Origin of the sequence: Galbitalea soli, assembly GCF_010686725.1 — a bacterium.
GTDB classification, from domain to species: domain Bacteria; phylum Actinomycetota; class Actinomycetes; order Actinomycetales; family Microbacteriaceae; genus Galbitalea; species Galbitalea soli.
Genome location: NZ_JAAGWZ010000001.1, coordinates 1,042,695 through 1,064,714, shown reverse-complemented (window position 1 = coordinate 1,064,714; position 22,020 = coordinate 1,042,695). Strand labels below are relative to the sequence as shown.

The 22,020-nt window shown below is 69.7% G+C and carries 21 protein-coding genes and 1 tRNA gene; 15 read left to right on the top strand and 7 right to left on the bottom strand.

Annotation, left to right across the window (positions count from 1 at the left end):
* Positions 1-11: 11 nt before the first annotated feature.
* From G3T37_RS05010 to G3T37_RS05000, 3 genes are all read right to left on the bottom strand, one after another.
* Entirely contained in the window at positions 12-1,607 is a 1,596-nt protein-coding gene (locus G3T37_RS05010; RefSeq protein WP_163472328.1) for a glycosyltransferase family 2 protein, read from the bottom strand.
* A gap of 229 nt (positions 1,608-1,836) precedes the next feature.
* Positions 1,837-2,085, bottom strand: coding sequence for a hypothetical protein (locus G3T37_RS05005; protein ID WP_163472327.1), 249 nt, complete (start codon positions 2,083-2,085; stop codon positions 1,837-1,839).
* Between the two features lie 74 nt (positions 2,086-2,159).
* Entirely contained in the window at positions 2,160-2,903 is a 744-nt protein-coding gene (locus G3T37_RS05000; protein WP_163472326.1) for a CPBP family intramembrane glutamic endopeptidase, read from the bottom strand.
* A 38-nt stretch (positions 2,904-2,941) separates the two neighbouring features.
* On the opposite strand from G3T37_RS05000, the gene G3T37_RS04995 reads away from it, so the two are divergent.
* From G3T37_RS04995 to G3T37_RS04985, 3 genes are read left to right on the top strand one after another with little or no spacing between them, the layout of a single operon-like run.
* The gene (locus G3T37_RS04995; protein ID WP_338401186.1) at positions 2,942-3,592 is read left to right on the top strand and encodes an HAD-IA family hydrolase; all 651 of its coding nucleotides are present in this window, start codon (positions 2,942-2,944) and stop codon (positions 3,590-3,592) included.
* A gap of 28 nt (positions 3,593-3,620) precedes the next feature.
* Positions 3,621-5,078 carry an MDR family MFS transporter gene (locus G3T37_RS04990; RefSeq protein ID WP_163472325.1) on the top strand — a complete coding sequence of 486 codons (1,458 nt, stop codon included), beginning with the start codon at positions 3,621-3,623 and terminating at the stop codon, positions 5,076-5,078.
* Positions 5,075-5,758 carry a nucleoside triphosphate pyrophosphohydrolase gene (locus tag G3T37_RS04985; protein ID WP_163472324.1) on the top strand — a complete coding sequence of 228 codons (684 nt, stop codon included), beginning with the start codon at positions 5,075-5,077 and terminating at the stop codon, positions 5,756-5,758. The genes G3T37_RS04990 and G3T37_RS04985 overlap by 4 nt, the downstream gene beginning before the upstream one ends.
* Here the strand turns inward: G3T37_RS04985 and G3T37_RS04980 are convergent.
* Complete coding sequence (locus tag G3T37_RS04980; RefSeq protein ID WP_338401185.1) at positions 5,755-6,831, bottom strand: ABC transporter permease; 1,077 nt, start codon at positions 6,829-6,831, stop codon at positions 5,755-5,757. The genes G3T37_RS04985 and G3T37_RS04980 overlap by 4 nt on opposite strands.
* Complete coding sequence (locus tag G3T37_RS04975; RefSeq protein ID WP_163472323.1) at positions 6,828-7,781, bottom strand: ABC transporter ATP-binding protein; 954 nt, start codon at positions 7,779-7,781, stop codon at positions 6,828-6,830. Before G3T37_RS04975 ends, G3T37_RS04980 begins: the two co-directional genes overlap by 4 nt.
* Positions 7,782-8,146: 365 nt before the next feature.
* On the opposite strand from G3T37_RS04975, the gene G3T37_RS04970 reads away from it, so the two are divergent.
* From G3T37_RS04970 to G3T37_RS04925, 10 genes are all read left to right on the top strand, one after another.
* Entirely contained in the window at positions 8,147-8,767 is a 621-nt protein-coding gene (locus tag G3T37_RS04970; RefSeq protein ID WP_163472322.1) for a TetR family transcriptional regulator, read from the top strand.
* 22 nt (positions 8,768-8,789) lie between these two features.
* The gene (hisS, locus tag G3T37_RS04965; RefSeq protein WP_218886953.1) at positions 8,790-10,058 is read left to right on the top strand and encodes a histidine--tRNA ligase; all 1,269 of its coding nucleotides are present in this window, start codon (positions 8,790-8,792) and stop codon (positions 10,056-10,058) included.
* 47 nt (positions 10,059-10,105) lie between these two features.
* Positions 10,106-10,561: a GNAT family N-acetyltransferase gene (locus tag G3T37_RS04960; RefSeq protein ID WP_163472320.1), complete on the top strand. Its 456-nt coding sequence runs from the start codon at positions 10,106-10,108 to the stop codon at positions 10,559-10,561.
* A gap of 68 nt (positions 10,562-10,629) precedes the next feature.
* Positions 10,630-11,910 (top strand): phosphopyruvate hydratase, encoded by a 1,281-nt coding sequence (gene eno, locus G3T37_RS04955; protein WP_163472319.1) that lies wholly within the window; start codon positions 10,630-10,632, stop codon positions 11,908-11,910.
* Between the two features lie 18 nt (positions 11,911-11,928).
* Positions 11,929-12,426: an FtsB family cell division protein gene (locus G3T37_RS04950; RefSeq protein WP_163472318.1), complete on the top strand. Its 498-nt coding sequence runs from the start codon at positions 11,929-11,931 to the stop codon at positions 12,424-12,426.
* Positions 12,423-12,947 (top strand): DUF501 domain-containing protein, encoded by a 525-nt coding sequence (locus tag G3T37_RS04945; RefSeq protein ID WP_163472317.1) that lies wholly within the window; start codon positions 12,423-12,425, stop codon positions 12,945-12,947. The genes G3T37_RS04950 and G3T37_RS04945 overlap by 4 nt, the downstream gene beginning before the upstream one ends.
* Positions 12,944-14,257 carry a S8 family serine peptidase gene (locus G3T37_RS04940; RefSeq protein WP_338401184.1) on the top strand — a complete coding sequence of 438 codons (1,314 nt, stop codon included), beginning with the start codon at positions 12,944-12,946 and terminating at the stop codon, positions 14,255-14,257. Before G3T37_RS04945 ends, G3T37_RS04940 begins: the two co-directional genes overlap by 4 nt.
* Positions 14,258-14,296: 39 nt before the next feature.
* Positions 14,297-15,769 (top strand): FAD-dependent oxidoreductase, encoded by a 1,473-nt coding sequence (locus G3T37_RS04935; protein ID WP_163472316.1) that lies wholly within the window; start codon positions 14,297-14,299, stop codon positions 15,767-15,769.
* A 98-nt stretch (positions 15,770-15,867) separates the two neighbouring features.
* Positions 15,868-15,941 (top strand) — tRNA-Leu (locus tag G3T37_RS04930).
* 296 nt (positions 15,942-16,237) lie between these two features.
* The gene (locus tag G3T37_RS04925; protein ID WP_163472315.1) at positions 16,238-17,140 is read left to right on the top strand and encodes a DUF3800 domain-containing protein; all 903 of its coding nucleotides are present in this window, start codon (positions 16,238-16,240) and stop codon (positions 17,138-17,140) included.
* A 62-nt stretch (positions 17,141-17,202) separates the two neighbouring features.
* Here G3T37_RS04925 and G3T37_RS04920 read toward each other — a convergent pair whose 3' ends face one another.
* Positions 17,203-18,006 (bottom strand): sirohydrochlorin chelatase, encoded by an 804-nt coding sequence (locus G3T37_RS04920; RefSeq protein ID WP_163472314.1) that lies wholly within the window; start codon positions 18,004-18,006, stop codon positions 17,203-17,205.
* Positions 18,003-18,380, bottom strand: coding sequence for a nitrite reductase small subunit NirD (nirD, locus tag G3T37_RS04915; RefSeq protein WP_163472313.1), 378 nt, complete (start codon positions 18,378-18,380; stop codon positions 18,003-18,005). The genes G3T37_RS04920 and nirD overlap by 4 nt, the downstream gene beginning before the upstream one ends.
* Positions 18,381-18,587: 207 nt before the next feature.
* Here nirD and nirB point away from each other — a divergent pair, with 207 nt between their 5' ends.
* Positions 18,588-21,221 carry a nitrite reductase large subunit NirB gene (gene nirB, locus G3T37_RS04910; protein WP_241732093.1) on the top strand — a complete coding sequence of 878 codons (2,634 nt, stop codon included), beginning with the start codon at positions 18,588-18,590 and terminating at the stop codon, positions 21,219-21,221.
* Positions 21,218-22,015, top strand: a complete 798-nt coding sequence (gene cobA / locus G3T37_RS04905) for a uroporphyrinogen-III C-methyltransferase (RefSeq protein WP_163472312.1) — start codon at positions 21,218-21,220, stop codon at positions 22,013-22,015. Before nirB ends, cobA begins: the two co-directional genes overlap by 4 nt.
* Positions 22,016-22,020: the final 5 nt, after the last annotated feature.

Genomic DNA, 22,020 nt, shown 5'->3' with positions numbered 1-22,020 from the left:
CCCCTCCTGGCTCAGTCGTGCGCGGGCTTGAGGGTGAGCAGGGTCGGCGCGAGCATGGCGAACTGCACCGCGCCGAGTGCGATGGTCGGCCACATCCGCAGCGGATCGACGCCGAGCGACCAGTCCCGCACGATGCCGGCCCAGAGCAGCGCCTGAGTGGTCAGGAACCAGACCCGTGCGATGAGGGCGGTCCGCCTCGGCACATCCCCTTTCTTCCGCACCGGCGCCAGTCCGGCCGCTCCCGTCGGCACCCACGCCTGCACCCGGTCGCGGAGGGCGTCGTAGACGGCCTGCACGTGGCAGAAGGTGTTGATCATGCAGACCCGGAAGATCGTCGGCCGCCAGCCGCGGGCGAGCAGAGGGAACACGAGCAGCGTCGCCGCGATCGCGGGGAGCATCGGGAGGTACAGCGCGGGACGGATCTCACCGGGGTAGAACCAGACGATCACGAGCGTGGGCAGCACGGCGATCAGCACCATGGCGGCCGACGACATGTAGTAGAGGAAGGCCGCCCAGAAGCAGATGCGCTGCTGCAGGCTGAAGGGCGCCTCCCGGAAGAACGTGCTGACCATGAGCAGCATGGAGCTCCGGCACCAGCGGTACTGCTGATTGGTCAGGGCCGCCCAGGTGTCGGGCGCGAGCCCTTTGGCGAGCACGAGCGGCAGATAGCGGGTGCGGTAGTTGGCGACCCAGATCTTCACGCCGGAGTGGACGTCCTCGCCCAGCGGCACCCGCGCGAAGCCGCCCGCCGCGACGACCGCCGCGCGCCGATAGACCACGTTGGTTCCCGCGCAGATGGCCGCCTCGTAGGTGTCGCGGGCGGGCTGGATCCACCGGAAGAACAGTTCCTGCAGCGATCCCGCGAAGCGCGCGAACTCGTTCACCCGGCCGTCCACGTCGAAGTACTGGGCGGTCTGCACCACGCCCGTCTCCGACTCCGCCATATAGGGCACGGTCTCCCACAGGAAGTCCGGCCGCGGCGCGAAGTCCGCGTCGAAGACCGCGATGAAGTCACCCTGGCTGTGTTCGAAGGCGTGGATGAGGTTGCCGGCCTTCTTCCATTCGCCGCGGTTCGGGCGCACGACGTAGCGCAGCCCCCACCTCGCGGCGAGCTCGCGGGTGGCCGGATCATCCGCGTCATCGAGCACGTGGATGGTGAGGCTGCCCGGCCAGTCGAGCGCTTTGACGTGGCGGAAGGTGTTGTCGAGCACGGCCGGATCCTCGCCGCAGCTCGGCAGGAACACGTCGACGCTGGGGAACGAGGTGCGGCCGCGACGCCAGTCCTCGATGCGCACGACGTGGTCCTCGAGGCCGACGCGCCGGCGGCGCAGCCGCAGCCACAGGTTCACGACCATCGGCGGCACGAGGAAGGTGAGGAGGATGAGCCCGAGTGAGGCGGCCGGGTTGTGCGCCATGACGAGGGCGAAGCAGGAGGTGAGCAACAGCTGGGCGAGGAACAGCCAGACGAAGGGCCAGCGGCGCTGCACCCCGAAATAGCTGTACTTCTCGGCATCGCTCGGCGGTGTCGGCAGGTGCGGGTGCACCCCCGAGGGGGTCGGCCGGGCGGGCCCGGTGAGTGCTGCGCGTGGCTGTTCGGTCGTGGTCATGTCGCGCTCCGGGGGTCGGGATGCCGCGGGATCGCGCTCGCTCGGGAAACGCGTTCGGCATCGCTCGGGTACTTCGTCGACGCTGACCTCGGAGCCGGGGGAGCTCCGATGGCCCCATGGTGGGCTGAGACCGGGAGGCCGGGCAAGCGTGCCGGAGCGCATTCACCCAACTGGGGCATCCACCGGGCGCCCCTGGGGCGCGAACTGGGGCGAAAACTGGGGCGCCAGCCTAGAGGCTGTCGGGCATCTTCCACTCGGCGATGAACTCGTCGACCGTCATCTCATCGAGGTCGCGGCGCACCGTGTCGAGGAGGAGTTCGGGAGCGTCGAGCTCGGCGGGGGTGCGGATGAGTTCGCTGCCATCCGCTCGCCGCCGCACCACGAGCTCGAACGGGGCGATGGGCGGCGCGAGCCGCAGCACGCCGCCGGGGCGGTGCTCGACCAGCTCGGCCTCGAAGGTCTTCGATGCGGGTTCCACGGGGTCAGTATCTCCCCGCGTTCCTGACAATCCGGTGCAGTCTGAGAGGCCGTCGCCGATCTCTCAGAAACTTCTCATGCCTCCACCCGGTGCACTTTCTGGATGACCACCGGGATGAGCACGAGAGACCGCAGGTCGATCAGGGCGTGCAGCACGATCGGCACGGCGATCGATCCCGATAGCACGTAGACGACGGTGAACAGGAGCCCGAGCACGGTCGAGCCCGCCACCCCCGGCAGACCCTGGTAGAGGTGCAGGAGACCGAACAGCAGCGCCGCGATCAGGAAGGAGAGCGGCCCGTTGCCGGTGATTCCGAAGAGCAGGGCGGGCATCGCGAGCCGGAACAGGAGTTCCTCCAGCACACCCGCGTTCAGGGCGAGCGCGGCCCCGTAGACCAGTTCGCCACGGGTGCGCGGCAGGAGTGCGCCGATGTCGCCGAGGGCGGGCACCTCGTCGACCCTGCTGCGCAGGAGGATCACGGGGACGAGCAGTAGCGCGACGACGACGATTCCGGCGCCGATGCCGAAGCCCACCCCGATGCCTCCCTCGAACAGCCCGGTGAGCCCCGCGACGGGTGCCCACTCCCGCGTGTCATTCAGCACGAGCGGCACGTACTGCCAGGCGGCGAGCAGCACCACCACGATGAGTCCGCCGAACAGGAAGAACGCGTCTCGCAGCCATCGAGCGAAGACCCGCTGGCGCTTGCGCGTACTCGTGAGCCGCTTGAAGCGGCGGTAGTCGCGCTTCTCGCGGCGTGCCGCCCGCACGAGGAGGACGGCGGCGATCACGAGCAGCAACGACACCAGCGCGAGGTTCATGCACCCATTGTCCCGTGCCACTGCGGCAGGATGGCACGGTGACTGTTCTGCTCTCGGCCCGCGGCATCCTCTTCGACATGGACGGCACCCTCGTCGACTCGAGCGCGGTGGTCGAGCAGGTCTGGGGCGAGTTCGCGGCGGAGTTCGGGTTGCGGGTCGCCGACATCCTCGCGGTGTCGCACGGGCGGCAGGCGGTCGACACGATCCGGGAGTTCCTGCCCGAGGGTGCGGATGCGCGGGCGATCGCCGCGGGCATGGTCGCGAAGGAGGAGCAGCGGCTGGCCGGGATCGTCGAGATCCCGGGCGGGGTGGACTTCGTCCGCTCCCTGCCGCAGGACCGGGTGGGTCTCGTCACCTCTGCGCCGCGCGGACTCGCGCTGCTGCGGATGCGCGCCGCCGGCTTCGACACCCCCGCCGTCCGGGTGTTCGCGGAGGACATCGAGCGCGGCAAGCCGGCTCCCGACGCCTATCTCCTGGGGGCGGAGCGGCTCGGCATCGACCCCGCGGAGCTCCTCGTCTTCGAGGATGCCCCCGCCGGAATCGCCTCGGGGCTCGCCGCGGGAGCACAGGTCGTGGTCGTAGGGCGCGCGGCGGGGGAGCACGCGCACGGGCTGCCGGGCATCCCCGACTACCGCGGACTCGAGGCGACGTTCACCGCCGACGGTCGGATCGAGCTTCGACTGGAATAACCGAGGGCCAGCGAGCCTTCTCCCTGTAATGACCGTGACCACCGCCGACGTCGGCTTCCGCTCCGAGCGGGGTCCCATCCTCATCGCCCTGATGCTCACGACGGGGCTCGTCGCGATCGACTCGACGATCCTGGCGACCGCCGTTCCCTCGGTGGTGAAGGATCTCGGGGGCCTCACCTCCTTCCCGTGGCTGTTCTCCATCTACCTGCTGGCACAGGCGGTGTCGGTGCCGATCTACGCGAAGCTCGCCGATACCGTGGGGCGCAAGCCGATCATCCTGTTCGGGATCGCGTTGTTCTTCGCCGGCTCGGTGCTCTGCGGCTTCGCCTGGAGCATGCCCGCGCTCATCGCCTTCCGGGCGTTGCAGGGGCTCGGTGCGGGCGCGGTTCAGCCGATGGCGATCACGATCGCGGGCGACATCTACACCCTCGCCGAACGAGCCAAGGTGCAGGGCTACCTCGCCAGCGTCTGGGCGATCTCCTCGGTGGTCGGCCCCACCCTGGGCGGGCTGTTCTCGCAGTTCGTGTCGTGGCGCTGGATCTTCTTCGTGAACATCCCGCTGTGCCTCATCGCCGCGTGGATGATCGCACGCACCTTCCACGAGAACATCGAGCGCACCCGCCACCGCGTCGACTACGTCGGCTCGGTTCTCCTCACGGCGGCGCTGACCGTCTTCATCGTGGCCGTTCTCGAGGGCGGACAGGCCTGGCCATGGACCGCCCCCGTGAGCATCTGCGCCTTCGCGCTGGGTGCCCTCCTCCTGCTCGCCTTCGTGCTGGCCGAGCGCCGGGCCGCGGAGCCCGTCCTCCCGCTCTGGGTGCTCTCGCGCAGGCTGCTGCTCACCACGACCCTCATCTCGGTGGGTGTCGGCGCGGCCCTCCTCGGCCTCACCTCCTATGTGCCGACCTTCCTGGAGGGGGTGTCGCACGTGTCCCCCATCGCCTCGGGTCTCGCCCTCGCGTCCCTCGCGATCGGCTGGCCGATCGCCGCGTCGCAGTCCGGTCGCCTCTATCTGCGGATCGGCTTCCGCTCGACGGTGCTGATCGGCATGGTGGTCGCGCTCGCGGGCGCGGTCGCGCTGGCGGTCGTCGTGTACACCCCGTCGCTCTGGCTCACGGCCGTCTCCTGCTTCGTCGTCGGGCTCGGCATGGGGCTCGTCGCGACGCCCTCCCTGATCGCCGCGCAGACGAGCGTCTCGTGGAGCGAGCGCGGAGTCGTGACCGGAACCAACCTCTTCGCGCGGTCGATGGGAAGTGCGGTCGGTGTCGCGATCTTCGGCGCGATCGGCAACAGCCACCTCGCCGGCGGCAGTGGCGCCGGTGCGACGGCGCTGGCCGACCCCGCGAGCCTGCAGGCCGCGACGGCGGCCGTGTTCCTCGCCGTGGTGGTCGTGCTCGTGGCGACCGTCGCGGCGGGGGTCGCGATGCCCCGCGTGGTCACCGAGTTCGAGACGGATCCCGCCGCACCCGGCAAGATGGTCGCATGACGACGTCGCACCCGCAGCTCGAGGAACTGGTCGCGGTACTCGCCCGCCTGCGCGCACCGGGCGGCTGTGCGTGGGACGCGGAGCAGACGCACGAGTCGCTCGTGCGCTACCTCGTGGAGGAGACTCACGAGCTGATCGAGGCGATCGAGGCGGGCGGGCGCGCCGAGCTCATCGAGGAGCTGGGTGACGTGCTGTATCAGGTGCTCTTCCACGCCGACATCGCCGCGCACGACCCGGTCGACCCGTTCACGATCGACGACGTCGCCGCTCATATGACGGCCAAGATGGTCGGTCGTCACCCGCACGTCTTCGGCGACGCCGGGGTGAAGACCGCGGACGAGGTCGCCGCCGTCTGGGATGATCTCAAGCGGGTCGAGAAGCCGCATCGCACGAGCACGCTCGACGGCGTGCCGCAGGGGATGCCCGCCCTCGCGCTCGCCGACAAGCTCGTCGGCAAGGCGAAGGCCCTGGGCGTCACGGTCGCGGGTGAGTCCGCCGCGACCCCGGCGGTGGGGCTCGGCGCGACCGCCGACGCCTCGACCGAGGAGGAGCTGGGGGCGGGGCTCCTGGCGATCGTCGCGCGGGCACGGCTCGCGGGCCTCGACCCGGAACGCGCCCTGCGCGGGGCGCTGCGCGGCCTCCAGGAGGACATCCGCGCCGCCGAATCGGTCGCCGACTAGGCGATCCGCGTTCCCTTCGAGAGTCGTCCCGCGGGGGTGCGCAGCCGCCGCCAGGCGCCGAGAAGCGCCTCCGCCGCGAGCACGAGCTGGGCGAGCATCCCGACCGCCCAGCCCGGCGTGGTCGAGTCGATGACGTGTCGGGGCGTCGGGCTCGCCTGGCTGGCGCCGTATCCCGCCGAGCATTCGTCGATCGTCTGCTGCACCCGAGGGGCGATCTGCGCGCTCCGCTCCGCGAACTTCAGTTGGCCGAACAGGTCGACGGGTTGCTCACCGCTCGTGTCGTAGCTCGTCGGCACCGCATCCGCCAGCAGCACGTACGGGTTCGCGACCAGAAGGCCCCACACACGGTCGTAGCGCGGAATGGTCTGAACCTGGGTGACTGGAGGGTTGCAGGCCGACGCCCGCCCCTGGTCGTCGTACTGGGCGGTATCGGTGCCGCCGGTGTAGATGGTCGTCTGTCGAGACTGCACCACGAGCCCGCCCAGCGCGAAGGCGATGAGCGTGCCCACGGTGAGCGCGGCGACGACGAGGTAGGTCGTCACGATCGAGAACAGCGGCCGCGAGATGAGCCCCGAGAGACCGACTCCCATCGCGGCGACGACCCCCAGCTCGACGGCCAGGACGAGCAGCGAAACGGCGGTCGCACCCACCGTGAGGTGCCCCGCGAACCCCGCGTAGATCAGGAACGGCACCGATGCCGCGAGGAAGGCGAGCGCCGTCACCCACGCGGCGAGGAACTTGCCGAGCACGAGTTGGCCGGTCGTGACGAGAGTCACCTGCGTGGTCGCCAGGGTGCCGGCATCGCGGTCGCCGTTGATCGAGTTGCCGCTGAGCGCGGGCGCGACGAGGGTGCCGAGGAGCAGGACGAAATAGATGACGGTGGAGTAAATCGCGTTGCCGGCCTCATTCGAACCGCGCGACTGGTAGGCACCCAGAGTCAGGGCCAGAATAACCGTGACCAGCAGGATCAGTACGACATATACCCCGAGCAGGATGTACCAGGCGAGGCTGCGCACGCGCTGCCGCATCTCCAGCGAGAAGATGACCCCGATTCCGGTCAGATAGGCGTTCACCGTGTGCTCCCGGTCGGTCGGTGGGTGTCTCGGGCGAGCCCCTGGAAGGTGTGCTCGAGGTCGCCGAGAGCGGGCGCGAAGGTGCTGATCGCGACGCCCGCGCGCACGAGGCGGGTGAGGAGCTCCGCCGCCGCGTCCTCGCCGGCGACGGGGACGATAAGTTCGTCCCGGTCGGTGCGGATGTCGTCGGGGTGGACCCCGGCGGCGACGAGCGCACCGCCGAGCCCCGGAAGGTCGCGCGCCCTGATCCGCCAGGGTCGCTCGGTGCCCTGCGCCGCCGCGACCCGGTCCGCCGAGGCCGTCACGCCCGCCTCCAGGTAGACGGCGCGGTCGGCGATCTCATCGAGTTCGGCGAGCACATGGCTGGAGATCAGGACCGTCGTTCCGCGTGCGGCGAGGTCGCGGATGAGCAGCTGCAGATCGTTCCGTGCGACGGGGTCGAGCCCGGATGCCGGCTCGTCCAGCAGCAGCACCTCCGGGTCGTGCACGAGCGCCCGGGCGAGGCTCAGCTTCTGCTTCTGACCGCGCGAGAGCACACGGGCCGGCTGGTCGGCGATCGGGCCGAGCCCCACGAGCTCGATCAACTCGGATGCCCGGCGCGATGATTGAGCGGCGGTCATCCGGTACAGGCGCCCCGTGGTCTCGAGCGCGGATCGCACGGTGAGAACGTTCCACGACCCCAGCACGTCGGGCATCCAGCCGAGGCGGGCGCGGACCTCCTCCGTCTGCGTCACGGGGTCGAAGCCCGCGATGCTGATCGTGCCGGCGTCGGGCCGGAGCAGGGAGGCCAGCATGAGCAACAGCGTGGTCTTGCCGGAGCCGTTCGGGCCGATGAGCGCGGTGACTTGGCCCGCGGGTGCCTCCAGCGACGCATCGCGGACGGCGTGCACGGAGCCGAAGGAGCGCGCCACCGAGTCGACGACGACGCCGGGGGAGGGGGAGGGGCTCATGAGGCCCACCGTAGCGGGCGCGACCGGCGGAGGGCGTCATCCTCGCGGGGTGAGTCGAGTCCTCCTCAGGGATGACGCACCGCACGGGGTGGGGCGGTGCCCTTCCCTAACCCGAATAGGGAAGGGCACCAGACCGGCGCCGGCACGCGAAAGACGAGCTTCAGCCTCGCGGCGGCGGTCTCGGAACGTCGGCTTTACCCACGTCGACGTTCCTGTTAGTCGGACAAGTCTGCCCCCCGGCAGGACGTCCATGATTTGAGCGGCGCGCGGCCCGGCGGACCCTCTGTTTCATGCCCGGGCGCAACACGCAGGAGACACTGTAACAAAATAACCATCGTTATGACAACACTCGTTATGATAACGCCATGCCGCGCCAACCCGATCCGTCGCGAAAACCCCAGCTCATCGGGGAGATTCTCGATTACCTCCTCGACAAGCCGCTCTCCACGCTGTCGTTCCGCACGATTGCGAGCGCGCTCGGAGTGAGCACCTACACGCTCGTCTATCACTTCGGCTCGCGCGCGGAGCTCATCACCGAGATCGTCTCCGCCATCTCCTCGCGCATCGTCGAGGTCAACGACCGCCTGCGCACGAACCCGGGCGAGGTCGACGTCTACTTCGGCAACCTCGAATCGTCGTGGCAGTGGACCGTCGATCCGCGCAACCGTCAGCTCCAACGCCTCGAATTCGAGGCCGGCATGCTGGAGGCGATCGAGCCGGGGCGATACACCTTCTCCCGCGCGCTCCACGAGAACTGGCGGCACTACGCGATCGAGGCGCTGCAGGCGCTCGGTCTCGATCCCCAGGATGCGCGCGCCGAGGGACGGCTCATGGTCGACTGCTTCTTCGGCATCCAGTACGACTTCGTCGTCTCGGGCGACGCGGGGCGATGCACCGAGGCCTTCCGCTCCCTGCTGGATGCCCACCGCGAGCGGCTCGAGAGACTGCTGGGTCGCCCGCTCGTGGAACAATCGTCGGGTGGCTAGCCAGGTGAACCCCCCGCGCGGGATGCGCGACTTCCTTCCCGCCGACAAGGCCCGGCGGGAGCGGGTGCTCGGCGTGATCCGCCACACCTTCCGCGCCCACGGCTTCGACGAGATCGAGACCCCGGTGGTCGAAGACAGCGCCCGTCTGCACGCGGGGCTGGGGGGAGACAACGAGAAGCTGGCGTTCGGCATCCTGAAGCGCGGTCTCACCCAGGAGGACTTCGCGCGGGCGACCGACGCGCTTGACCTCGCCGATCTGGGTCTCCGTTTCGACCTCACCGTGCCGCTCGCGCGGTTCTATGCCTCGCACCGCGCCGAGCTCCCGCCGGTCTTCCGCGCCATCCAGATGGCGCCGGTGTGGCGGGCGGAGCGACCGCAGAAGGGGCGCTACCGCCAGTTCGTGCAGTGCGACATCGACATCATCGGCGAGCCGGGTCAGCTCGCCGAGGTCGAGCTCATCGTCGCGGCCGTCGACACGCTCGCAGCCCTCGGTCTCGAGGGCTGCACGATCCGCGTGGGCGATCGTCGGCTGCTCACGAGCATGCTCGAGGCGTTCGGATTCCCCGCCGCGGTGCACGCCGCCGTTCTCATCACCCTCGACAAGCTCGACAAGATCGAGGCGGCGGGCGTGGTCGCCGAGCTGCGATCGAGCCCGTTCGCGGAGGAGGACGGCGTTCCGCGAGCGGTCGACGCGCTGGAGGCGTTCCTCACCCGCCCGCGCACGCTCGAGTTCGTCGCCTACGGCGAGCGCGCGATCCGTCGGGAACTGCCGGCGGGCGTCGACGAGGCGGCGGTCGAGCACCTCGTCAGTCTCGGCGACGCCGTCGAGGCGGCGGGGGTCGACCGTCGGCTCCTCCAGTTCGACCCCTATCTCGTGCGCGGCATGGGCTACTACACGGGCACGATCTTCGAGGTGGCGCACCCGGACTTCGGATACTCGCTCGCGGGCGGCGGGCGCTACGACGGGATGATCGGTCGCTTCCTCGGCACCGAGGTGCCCGCGGTCGGCTTCTCGCTCGGCTTCGAGCGACTCATCGATCTCGTCGCGCTGCGCGACGGAGACGACGAGGACCAGATCGCCCTCATCTACGACATCGACGTTCAGCCCTCGCAGTTGGCACGGCTCAAGGCCGCGCTGGTCGCTGGTGGTTCGCGTGTGCGCCTGGAGAAACGCACCCGCAATCAGCGCGCGCAACTGGATCAGCTCCGCGCCGCGGGCTTCGGGCGATTCGCCTTCGTGACCTCGGCGACGACCGAGGCGAGCGAGCTGGAACTGCGCTCGATCGACTGAGCGTGGCGGGGTTTCCGGCCGTCGCGATCGCGGCCTAGGGTGAGAGAGTGCCCGACGTTGTGATCACGCTGCCCATCGAGGCCGACCTCGAGGGCATCAGCCGACTCGCCTGGCCGGACCCGGAGCTCGCCCACCGCAAGCGGATCCGCCTGCGCAACTGGTACGACGCGGGCTGCATCGTCGTCGCGAAGAAGGCCGATGAGGTGATCGCCTTCGCGATCTTCGACCGTTCGTTCTTCGACAACACCTTCATCCGGTGGATCGTGGTGCACGAGGAGCACCGTCGGCGGGGGATCGCGCGCGGGATGGTGCGGGCACTGACGGAACGGTCATCCACGGTGAAGGTCTTCACCTCGACGACCGAGTCGAACTATCCCATGCGCCTGCTGCTGGACTCGCTGGGGTGGGAGAACGTCGGCACCGTGCGCGGCCTCGACGATGGCGACCCGGAGATGTTCTACCGGGCGCCCGGCGAGGGGGCCCGCGCGAAGCGGATCGCCTGACCGCAGTAGGATTCCCTCGGACAATCCACCACCACACTTCCTGCCCCACCCCCTGAAGGAGATCTTCCGTGGCCCTCATCGACGTCGTCATTGCTCGCGAAATCCTGGACTCCCGGGGCAACCCGACGGTCGAGGTCGAGGTCGTCCTCGACGACGAGACGGTGGCGCGCGCCGCGGTGCCGTCCGGCGCTTCCACGGGCGCGTTCGAGGCCTACGAACTCCGCGACGGAGACAAGAGCCGGTACCTCGGCAAGGGAGTGCAGAAGGCGGTCGCCGCCGTCGAGGACGTGCTCGGCCCGGTCATCGAGGGCTTCGAGGCCTCCGACCAGCGTTCGATCGACGCCGCCCTCATCGAGGCCGACGGCACCGACAACAAGTCCAAGCTGGGCGCCAACGCCATCCTCGGCGTCTCCCTCGCGGTCGCGCGTGCCGCGGCCGAGTCCGCGGGCCTCGACCTGTTCCGCTATGTGGGCGGCGCGAACGCGCACACGCTGCCGGTGCCGATGCTCAACGTGATCAACGGCGGCTCGCACGCCGACTCCAACGTCGACATCCAGGAGTTCATGATCCTGCCGCTCGGCGCCGAGACCTTCAGCGAGGGTCTGCGCTGGGGTGTGGAGACCTACCACGCGCTCAAGAGCATCATCCACAAGCAGGGTCTGAGCACCGGACTGGGCGACGAGGGCGGCTTCGCGCCTAACCTGTCGAGCAACCGCGCCGCGCTCGACCTCCTCATGGAGGCGATCGCCGCCGCCGGCTTCACGCCCGGCAAGGACATCGCCCTCGGCCTCGACGTCGCGTCGAGCGAGTTCTACTCCGACGGCTCGTACACCTTCGAGGGTGCCGCCAAGTCGGCCGCCGACATGGCCTCGTACTACGCCGAGCTCGTCGCGGCCTACCCGCTCGTCACCATCGAGGACCCGCTCGACGAGGACGACTGGGAGGGCTGGGCCCACCTCACGAGCGAGCTGGGGGGCAAGGTGCAGATCGTGGGCGACGACCTCTTCGTGACCAATCCCACGCGCCTCGCCCGCGGCATCGAGGCCGGAGCCGCGAACTCCATCCTCGTCAAGGTCAACCAGATCGGAACGCTCACCGAGACGCTCGACGCTGTGTCGCTCGCGCAGCGCAGCGGGTACACCGCGGTTCTCTCGCACCGTTCCGGCGAGACCGAGGACACCACGATCGCCGACCTCGCTGTGGCGACGAACTCCGGCCAGATCAAGACGGGTGCGCCCGCCCGCAGCGAGCGCGTGGCGAAGTACAACCAGCTGCTGCGCATCGAGGAGGAGCTGGGCGACGCCGCGGTGTACGCGGGCCGCAGCGCCTTCCCGCGCTTCAAGGGTTGAGCGCTTAGCATCGTTCGTATGGTGAGGCGGCGCACGACGAGAGTTCCGGTCGTGCTGCCGGAGGAGGCGGCCTCGCAGCGCTGGATCGCGAACATCCGGATCTCGGGTTTCACGGTCATGATGCTCGGGATCGTCGTCCTCGCCATCATCGTTCTCGCGCCCTCCCTCAAGCTCCTCATCGAGCAGCGCGCGCAGATCGCGAGCCTCGAGCGGGACGTCGCGCAGCGCCAGGCCCAGGTCAAGCATCTGCAGGGTGAGGTCGCTCGCTGGGACGACCCCGCCTACATCGAGGCGCAGGCGCGGGAGCGCCTGCTGTTCGTCTACCCGGGGGAGTACAGCTACATCGTCGTGGACACGGGCCAGAAGAAGACGACGAAGGACGGGGCACCCATCAGCACGAGCATCCAGACCACGCAGGTGGACTGGGTGAAGTCGATGCTCTCCTCGGTGCTGACCGCGGGCCTTTCCGACAAGTCGGCTGCCACCCTGCAGTCGCCGGTGAGCGGGTCGCAATGACCCGTCCCCCCTTCGCCGCGCCGAGCGCGCGCGATATCGCCACCGTCTCGGCGCAGCTCGGCCGGCCGGCCCGGGATGTGGTCGGCATCGCCGCCCGCTGCTCGTGCGGAGCGCCCACCGTGGTCTCCACCCGCCCGCGTCTCGCCGACGGAACACCGTTCCCCACCTTCTACTACCTCAGCCACCCGGCGGCCACCGCGGCGGTGTCGAGTCTCGAGGCCAACGGAGTCATGCCCCAACTGGCCGCGTTGCTCGAGGGCGACACGGCCGCCGCCTACCGCTCAGCCCACGAGGCCTACCTCGCCGACCGCGAGAGTATCGAGGTCGTTGCCGAGATCGCGGGGATCTCGGCCGGGGGAATGCCGACCCGGGTGAAGTGCCTGCACGCGCTCGTCGGGCACGCGCTCGCCGCGGGGCCCGGGGTGAATCCGATCGGAGACCTCGCACTCGCCCGGGCGAACTGGAGTCCCGAGGTCTGCGACTGTCTCGACTACGGGCTGGACGGGGAGACGGTCGAGTGACCCGCTGGTCGCGGGCGGCCGCGATCGTCGCGCTCGTGGCGGCGCCGGTGCTGGCGGCGCCGCCCGCTCAGGCCGCGGTCGGGCATCCCGTCGCGGTCGGTCACCTCGCCGCGGTCGGTCAGGGTGTCCTGCGTACCGACTACATCCGTGACGGGGAGTACTGGCTCGATCAGTACGGGATCCGACAGGCCTGGGCGACCACCCGCGGCAAGGGCGTCACGATCGCCGTCATCGACACCGGGGTGGACGGAAGTGTGCCCGACCTGACCGGTGCGGTCGTGGGCGGGGTCGACTTCTCCGGGCTCGGCGCGAGCAACGGGCAGCTGCCCGTGGGAACCGGCGACAGCGACCACGCGACCATGGTGGCGTCGCTCGCCGCGGGGCGCGGCACGGGAGCGGACTCCGGGGTCATCGGCTCGGCACCGGAGGCGAGCATCCTCTCGATCTCCATCGGCTTCGGAGCCGGCTCTCGTGACTCGGACACCCAGGTCGCCGAGGCGGTCACCTGGGCGGTGGACCACGGCGCGCGGGTCATCAACATGTCGCTCACCCGCAACACGCTCTCCTGGCCGACCAGCTGGGACACGGCGTTCCTCTACGCGATGAAGCACAACGTGGTCATCGTCGCGGCCGCCGGCAACCGGGGGAGCGGCACGACCGAGGTGGGAGCTCCCGCCACGATGCCCGGGGTGCTCACGGTGGCGGGCGTCGATCGAAACCGCACCGCGAGCCTCGACGCCTCGTCGCAGGGAATCACGATCGGCGTCTCCGCACCGAGCGAGCAGCTCCTCGGCGCGGTGCCGGGCGGCGGCTACGTCGAATGGGCGGGAACGAGCGGCGCGACACCGATCGTCTCCGGGATCGTCGCACTCGTGATGGCCGCTCACCCCACCCTCGACGCCGCGAACGTGATCAACCGCATCGTCGCGACCGCCACTCCCGCGGGTGCGCCGGGCGTCGACCCCATCTACGGTTTCGGCCTCGTCAACGCCAACGCCGCGGTGACGGCGACCGTGCCGAAGGTGGCCGCCAACCCCATGGGCAATCTCGCGGCGTGGATTCACCTCAATCGCCGCGCGCAGTCGACCGCGACCCCCACGGTTCCGCCCACCGCGCAGCCCACCTCCGCCGCGAGCGGCGCAGCCGCGGTGACCGGGCCGCAGAACCCGCTCGGAATCCTGTACCCGACGGCCAATCAGCTGAGGGACGTGGGGCTTCCGCTCGGGGTGGTGAGCGTCTTCGGCGTGGCCGCGCTCCTCATGATGGTGGCGGCCGTCCGCAATTTCAGGTCACTTCGGCGGAGGGACTAGATTAAAGGGGACTTCCCCACCTCTAGGAGACTTTCCCTCGTGCCCAAGATTCTCATCGTCGGCGGCGGTTACGCCGGTTACTACACCGCTCTCAAGCTCGAGAAGTGGCTGCGACCCGGCGAGGCGGAGGTCACCGTCGTCGAGCCGCTGCCGTACATGACCTACCAGCCGTTCCTGCCGGAGGTCGTCGCGGGATCGATCGAGCCGCGCCACGCGGTCGTCGGCATCCGTCGTCACCTCCGCAAGACCCGCATCGTCACCGCCAAGGTCACGGGCATCAACCACGCCGCCAAGACCGTGACGATCACGCCCGCCGAGGGCGAGCCGTGGGAAGAGGACTACGACACCATCGTCGTCACCGCGGGATCCGTCTCGCGCACCTTCCCCATCCCCGGCGTCGCCGACAACGCGATCGGCCTCAAGACCATCGAAGAGGCGACCGCGATCCGCGACCGCATCATCGACAACTTCGAGCGCGCCTCCACCCTCCCCGAGGGCCCCGAGCGCGACCGTCTCCTCACCTTCGTGGTGGTCGGCGGCGGCTTCGCCGGCATCGAGGTGTTCGGCGAGATGCGCGGCCTCGCGAGCGCGCTCCTGCAGAACTACCCCAACCTCACCATTGACGACACCCACTTCCACCTCATCGAGGCGATGGGGCGGATCATGCCCGAGGTGTCGCTCAAGACCAGCTACTGGGTACTCAAGAACCTCGCCCAGCGCGAGGCGATCGTGCACCTCGAGACCCAGCTCACCTCCGCCGTCGACGGCAAGATCGAGCTCTCGACCGGCGAGACCTTCGAGTCCGACCTGATCGTGTGGACGGCCGGCGTCATGGCCAGCCCGATGCTGCGCAACACCGACCTCCCCACCGAGGCACGCGGCCGCCTCACCGTGCAGGCCGACCTGCGTGTGATCAACGGCGACGAGGTCGTCGACGGCGCCTGGGGCGCCGGCGACGTGAGTGCGGTACCCGACCTCACCGGTGGCGGCGTCGGCGGGTTCTGCGTGCCCAACGCGCAGCACGCGGTGCGCCAGGGCAAGCGTCTGGCGAAGAACCTGGTGGCGGTCATCCGTGGCGAAGTGCCCAAGGAGTACGTGCACAAGAACCTCGGTGCGGTGGCCAGCCTCGGTCTCGGTATCGGCGTGTTCCAGTCGGGAAACATCGCGATCAAGGGACTCATCGCGTGGTTCGCGCACCGTGGCTACCACGGACTCGCGATCCCCATGTGGGAGCGCAAGGCGCGCGTGTTCACGAACTGGTTGCTCAACTTCGTGTGGAAGCGCGACATGGTCGGCATCATCGCCCGCGACACCCCGCGCGCTGCGTTCGAGGAGTTCGCCTCGCGCCCGAAGCCGGCCGCTGAGCCCGCAGCCGTCGCTGCAGCCCCCGTCGCGGCCGTGGCCGCGGCCCCTGCTGCGCCCGCCGCCGCGGCAGCGGTGGAGGCACCCGCGAAGAAGGCGCCGGCCCGCCGCACGCCGGCCAAGAAGGCAGCGGCTCCCGCCGCTGAGTAGCGTCTCGCCGCGCCATCGCCGGATTTCCCCGCGATGGCGCGGCGTCGTCGCCCGCCGCGGTGGCGCGACTCCGCGGCGCTAGGCTGTGGGAGCACTACGCCCCGGTAGCCCAATTGGCAGAGGCAGACGACTTAAAATCGTCCGAGTCAGGGTTCGAGTCCCTGTCGGGGTACGAGGGTGCGACGCGTGGATGTCGTGGCCGTGAGGCGGCTCGTCCGTCGTCCCATCCGAACCACGCCACGACCTCGTCGAGAGCCACCAGACCGCTCGCCGCGCACACCGCCGCCGACCAGGCGTCTCAGAGGCTTGGGGTGCGATGAATAGGCCGACCGGACTGGCTCGAGCATTTGACCGCTCGTGGCGGGATGCTATTCTCGAACCGGTAGCGGGGATGGAACAGTTCTCAGAGCGCCAATTCGAGAAGCCCACGCCTTGAGCGTGGGTTTCTGCGTTAAGCGATAATAAATCATGCTCTTGGCCTACATCGATGAGATCGGCGAAACCGGGGCGTTTGTCTCGAAGCGGGATGCCCGCTTCAACACCATCCCCGCCTTCGGCTACGCGGGCTTCATCATTCCCGCCGAGGAGGCCCGACACGTCGGATCGGTCTTCGTCAAAGAAAAGTGCACGCTTTTCGCCGCGGAAATGACGGGAGTCTCCAATCCCGGGCAGTGGGAGCGCAAGGGTGCCGATATCTTTCGACCGAACACTCACATCAACTATCCCCAGCAGATTCGAGTCTTCACGGCGCTGGTGAGGAAGGCAGTCGCGCTGGGCGCGCGCTGCTTCTTCTACGCGGACGAAAAACCTCTGGGAACTCCAAAACAGACGCAGCTCGACCCCGAGGAGCGGGAGACCGCGGCCATGCGGGAAACCCTCAATCGGCTGTGTCGACACGCGGATTCCAAGAATGACAGCCTGATGGTTCTGATCGACCAAATCAACGAATCGCAGCGCGCGAAGCGACTACCGAACATGTATAGACACATCCTCGGGCGCGCGGCCGAGCGCCAGGAAATGCTTCGGATCGTCGAGCCGCCCATGCATGTCGACAGCGTCTTGAGTGCGAACATTCAGTTCGCCGACTGGGTCGCGGCAGCGGTCACCCGGGCGATCGACTATCAGCTGATTGAGGATTCTCCCTACAGCTGGGTTACGGGAGAGCTGGGCGTGCTGAGGCGTTCGTTCACCTTCGAGTCCAAGCTTCACTTGCATCAGAAGTCGATCGGGGACTTCACCAATTCCGACATTCTCGAGCAGCGGCGACGCCTGTTCCCACTGGCACAGGGTCAGCGCGTGTCCCAGGCGGTTGACCCGGCGATTCTGCGTCGAATCCACGGTGCCGCACTGAGTCGACAGCGCAGAGGATGAGACGAAAAGTGGGGTAGGTGGCTGGCGCATCTTGGGTGGGCCACCCCGTGCGTATGCCCGGGTCAGGAGGCGGCGACGCCCAGCTGGAGCTCGCGCGGATGCCCGGCCTCCGCCCGCACCGCCGCGTCGTACCTGTCCAGCACGAGGTCGACGAGCTCGCGCGGGGAGGTCGCGGATCGCGGCAGCAGGGGCTCGGTCACCACATCGCCCCCCGCATCGCGGGCGAGGTCGGCGAAGTAGCCCGGGGCGAGCAGGTAGCTGGCGACGACCACGCGTGCAGGGGGAACGAAGAGGCGGACGATGCGGCCGAATGCTGCCCGCGCGGCAGGAATGCCCTCGCGCTCGGCGGCGATCGCGTCGCCCAGCCGAGGGGTGGCCGCCGAGATGAAGCCGACCCGCACGGGTCGGCCGAGCGCGAGCTGGAGGCGCCTGCCCATCTCGTGACAGTCGGCGACCGCGCGCGCATCGCTCGAGCCGGCGCAGGCGAGCACGACCCGGTCGCGGCGGCGGAGGCCGGCCTCGCGCAGGCGGCGCGCCAGGATTGCGACGAGCCGGTCATCCGGGCCGAGGGCGTTCGCGAGCGCTGCGTCGCGACCGGTCGCGCCGTCGACCGCCTCGCTGAGGTCGACGTGCACGTGGTACCCGGCGGAGAGGAGCAGCGGAACGACGACGGCGCCCCGGCCATCGCCGATGCTGTCGAGCGTGGCCGGAACGTCGGGCTGCTGCACGTCGACGAAGCCGCCCACGACCCGGAGCTCCGGGCGCCGGGCCGCCACGGCGGCGACGAGCGCGGCGACGGCGGCCTGACCGGTGGGGGAGGAGGTGCCGTGCGAGATCGCCGCGAGCGCGGGAGCGGGCTCGGTCATCCGGTGACCTCGACTTCGATGACGCCGCCGACCACGCGGGTGGGGAAGGTCTCGAGCATCACGCCCGGCTCGGTGAGGCACTCCCCGCTCGACAGGTCGTAGACCTCTTTGTGGAGGGGCGAGGCGATGGTGCGGCGATCGCCGCGCGATCCGACGATGCCGCGGGCCATGACCGGGGCGGACGCCACGGGGTCGATGTTGCTGACCGCGTAGATCTCCTCCGGCGAGATGAGGAACAGCGCGATCTGGCGCCCGCGGAGCAGAACCGCCTCGCCGAAGGCCGGCTCGAGTTCGTCGACGGGGCACGCGCGCAACCACACCGTCGAGGTCGCGTCCGCGTGCGCGGCTGTGGTGGCGGTCAGCGTCATGGTCATCTCCTCTCGGGCCGGTGAATCCACCGTAAGCGAGTCGTGTTTCGGATGCTCGGGAACAGTGTTTCCGGGGCGTGAATCCTGACTCACAGCGTCATATTTCCCCTGTGCGGCGACGGTCACGCACGGGTTACACGGGAGAAATGGAGGAGAAATCGCGACTGCATAGGCTGCGGCTACGAGATTCCGCCGACACGTCAGGACCCGTCCATGCCCATGAACCCGTCCCTCCCGTCCGCCGCCGGCCCGTCGCGCCGCCAGCTCGTCATCATCGGTGGAGGACCGGCGGCGCACCGCCTCGTCGATGCCATCCACTCGCGCGACACCGGCACAGCTCAGGGCGGCGGGCCGCGCTTCGACGTGACCGTGATCGCGGAGGAGCCGCACGAACCGTACGACCGCGTCGCGCTCAGCCGGCGGCTCACCGGCGACGACGATCTCACCCTTCAGCCCCGTTCGCCCTGGGCCTCCGACCGCATCGAGGTGCGCACGGGTCAGCGCGCGACCGCGGTGGACACCGAGGCCCGCCGGGTGACGCTCGCGGACGGCAGCAGCATCGGCTACGACGAGCTCGTATTCGCGACCGGGTCGAGCGCGCCCGTGCCCGAGATCGCCGGCGCCGAGCACGCCCGGGTGTACCGCACGATCGAGGACGTCGACTACCTGCGCGCCGAGGTCATCCGCCTCGCCGAGCTGCACGGGCGTCCCGCGCGGGTCGCCGTCGCGGGCGGGGGCCTGCTCGGGCTCGAAGCGGCCGGGGGTCTCGCCACGCTGGGGGCGGAGGTCGACCTGGTGCACTCGGGCGGCTGGCTCATGTCGGCGCAGCTCGACGAGGGAGCCGGACAGGCGCTCGGTCGCCTCATCGCGCAGACCGGAATCACGCTGCACCTCGGCACCCGACCGCAGCAGGTCCTCGCCGACGCCGCGGGGCGCGTCACCGCGGTGCGGCTCGGAAACACACGCACCCTGCCGAGCGATCTCGTCGTCTTCTCGATCGGCATCCGGGCGCGCGACGAGCTCGCCGTCGCGGCGGGGATCACGACAGGGGAGCGCGGCGGCATCGTCATCGGGACCGACTGCCGGACATCCGCCCCGCACGTCTGGGCGATCGGCGAGGTCGCGAACTTCGAGGGCAGCTGCACGGGCCTCGTCGCGCCCGCGAACGCGATGGCGGAGGTCGTCGCCGACCGTCTGCTGGGCGGCGACGCCGAGTTCACGAGCGTCGACGACGCGACCAAGCTGAAGCTCTCGGGCGTCGATGTGGCGAGCTTCGGTGACGCCAAGGGGCAGGGCGAGAACGTGCTCGAGATCGTCTTCGCCGACCCCGCGCGAGGGCTCTATCAGAAGCTCGTCGTCTCGGATGACGCGCGAACGCTGCTCGGCGGCATCTTCGTGGGCGACGCCGAGCCCTACTCCGCGCTGCGTCCCCTGCTCGGGCGCGAACTCAGCGGCGAACCGAGTTCCTACCTGACCGCCGCCACCGGAGCGTCCCCCGCCGACCTCGCCCTGCCCGACGACGCGCTCGTCTGCTCGTGCAACAACGTGTCGGTGGGAACCGTCCGCGAATACGTTCGCGGCGACCACGGCGACGCCTGCACCGACCTCGCGAGCCTGAAGAGTTGCTCCCGGGCGGGCACCCAGTGCGGGTCCTGTGTCTCGCTCGTGGGCAAGATCCTCACCCAGGAGCTCACCGCGGCGGGGATCGAGGTCTCCCGCGCGATGTGCGAGCACTTCCCGATCAGCCGCCAGGAGGTGTTCGAGTCCGTCCGGGTGCTCGGCCTCACCTCCTTCGACGAGATCATCGGGCGACTGGGCAGCGGGCACGGCTGCGACATCTGCAAGCCGGCGGTCGCATCCATCCTCGCCAGCCAGCACAGCGCCTACGTGCTCGACCGAGGGCTCGGCGGCCTCCAGGACACGAACGACCGGGCGCTCGCCAACATGCAGAAAGACGGCAGCTACTCGGTCGTTCCGCGAATCCCCGGCGGCGAGATCACGCCGCAGAAGCTCGCCGTCATCGCGCAGGTCGCGTCCGACTACGGTCTGTACACAAAGATCACCGGCGGCCAGCGGATCGACCTGTTCGGCGCGCGCCTCGATCAGCTGCCCGACATCTGGCGTCGCCTCGTCGACGCCGGATTCGAGTCCGGGCAGGCCTACGGCAAGTCCCTCCGCAACGTGAAGAGCTGCGTCGGATCGACCTGGTGCCGCTTCGGCGTGCAGGACTCCGTGGCGATGGCCATCAACCTGGAGCTGCGGTACCGCGGGCTGCGCGCGCCGCACAAGTTCAAGTTCGGCGTGTCGGGGTGCGCCCGCGAGTGCGCGGAGGCGCGGGGCAAAGACGTCGGGGTGATCGCCACCGAGCTCGGCTGGAACATGTACGTGGGGGGAAACGGGGGCTTCCAGCCCGCGCACGCCCAGCTGCTCGCCTCCGACCTCGACGACGAGACCCTCGTGCGCTACATCGACCGCTACCTCATGTACTACATCCGCACCGCCGACCGACTGCAGCGCACCGCGCGCTGGATGGAGGAGCTGCCCGGAGGAATCGACCACGTGCGCAGCGTCATCATCGACGACGAGCTCGGCCTCGCCGCCGAGCTCGAGGCCTCCATGGCGGCCCATGTCGAGGGCTACGAGGACGAATGGGCCGCCACACTGCGCGACCCGGAGCGACTCCGGCGCTTCCGCAGCTTCGTGAACGCGCCCGAATCGCCCGACCTCGGCTTCCCGCGCGTGGAGGAACGTGGCCAATTGCGTCCTCCGACGACGGAGGAACTCGCCGATCCCGCTACGGTACTGGTATCAGGTCCGACGATCCCCGTGAGAGGAGGTGCGCGATGACCGACGAACTCCGGGCGACGACGGTCGGCAGCGTCACCCTCGTGGGCGGCGGCCCGGGGGCGGATGACCTGCTCACGGTCGCCGCCACCGACGCGCTCGCCGCCGCCGACGTCGTGTTCTTCGACCGTCTCGCCCCGCACCGCACCCTCGCCCAGCGTGCACCGAAGGCCGAGCTGGTCGATGTGGGCAAGCGGCCCGGCTACCACGCGCTCTCGCAGCGCGAGATCGAGGCCGCGATCGTGGCGCGCGCCCTCGCGGGCGAGCGCGTGGTCCGACTCAAGGGCGGCGACCCCTACGTGTTCGGCCGCGGCGGCGAGGAGGTGCTGGCCTGCCACGCCGCCGGGGTACCCGTGACGGTCATCCCCGGGGTGACGAGTGCGGTCGCGGTTCCCGCCAGCGCGGGTATCCCGCTCACCCACCGCGGAGTCAGCCGGCTGTTCACCGTGGTCTCCGGGCACGTGCCGCTCACGGAGGCGGAGCTGGAGGGCCTGGCGAAGCTGGGCGGCACGATCGTGATCCTCATGGGCATCGGCACCCTGCCGCACACCGTGCACGGGCTGCAGCGGTGGGGCGTGTCGATGGAGCTGCCGGTCGCGATCATCGAGCGCGGCTTCAGTGATTCGCGCAAGACGACGGTGTCGACGCTCGGCTCGATTCTCGCCGATGCCGCGCGGGCCGGCGTGGACTCGCCCGCCGTGATCGTCCTCGGTGAGGTGGTGCGCCTCGCCCACGACGGGGAGGCGAGCGCGGAAGAGCTCATGGCCCGCGCCGAACTCTTCGCAACCCTCGAGTAGTCCCC

Excerpts from the sequence above, each read along its gene's own strand:
- G3T37_RS05010 (WP_163472328.1), bottom strand. The coding sequence starts at position 1,607 with ATGACCACGACCGAACAGCCACGCGCAGCACTCACCGGGCCCGCCCGG.
- G3T37_RS05000 (WP_163472326.1), bottom strand. The coding sequence starts at position 2,903 with ATGAACCTCGCGCTGGTGTCGTTGCTGCTCGTGATCGCCGCCGTCCTC.
- G3T37_RS04990 (WP_163472325.1), top strand. The coding sequence starts at position 3,621 with ATGACCGTGACCACCGCCGACGTCGGCTTCCGCTCCGAGCGGGGTCCC.
- G3T37_RS04985 (WP_163472324.1), top strand. The coding sequence starts at position 5,075 with ATGACGACGTCGCACCCGCAGCTCGAGGAACTGGTCGCGGTACTCGCC.
- G3T37_RS04975 (WP_163472323.1), bottom strand. The coding sequence starts at position 7,781 with ATGAGCCCCTCCCCCTCCCCCGGCGTCGTCGTCGACTCGGTGGCGCGC.
- G3T37_RS04970 (WP_163472322.1), top strand. The coding sequence starts at position 8,147 with ATGCCGCGCCAACCCGATCCGTCGCGAAAACCCCAGCTCATCGGGGAG.
- hisS (WP_218886953.1), top strand. The coding sequence starts at position 8,790 with ATGCGCGACTTCCTTCCCGCCGACAAGGCCCGGCGGGAGCGGGTGCTC.
- G3T37_RS04950 (WP_163472318.1), top strand. The coding sequence starts at position 11,929 with ATGGTGAGGCGGCGCACGACGAGAGTTCCGGTCGTGCTGCCGGAGGAG.
- G3T37_RS04945 (WP_163472317.1), top strand. The coding sequence starts at position 12,423 with ATGACCCGTCCCCCCTTCGCCGCGCCGAGCGCGCGCGATATCGCCACC.
- G3T37_RS04925 (WP_163472315.1), top strand. The coding sequence starts at position 16,238 with ATGCTCTTGGCCTACATCGATGAGATCGGCGAAACCGGGGCGTTTGTC.
- G3T37_RS04920 (WP_163472314.1), bottom strand. The coding sequence starts at position 18,006 with ATGACCGAGCCCGCTCCCGCGCTCGCGGCGATCTCGCACGGCACCTCC.
- nirD (WP_163472313.1), bottom strand. The coding sequence starts at position 18,380 with ATGACCATGACGCTGACCGCCACCACAGCCGCGCACGCGGACGCGACC.
- nirB (WP_241732093.1), top strand. The coding sequence starts at position 18,588 with ATGCCCATGAACCCGTCCCTCCCGTCCGCCGCCGGCCCGTCGCGCCGC.
- cobA (WP_163472312.1), top strand. The coding sequence starts at position 21,218 with ATGACCGACGAACTCCGGGCGACGACGGTCGGCAGCGTCACCCTCGTG.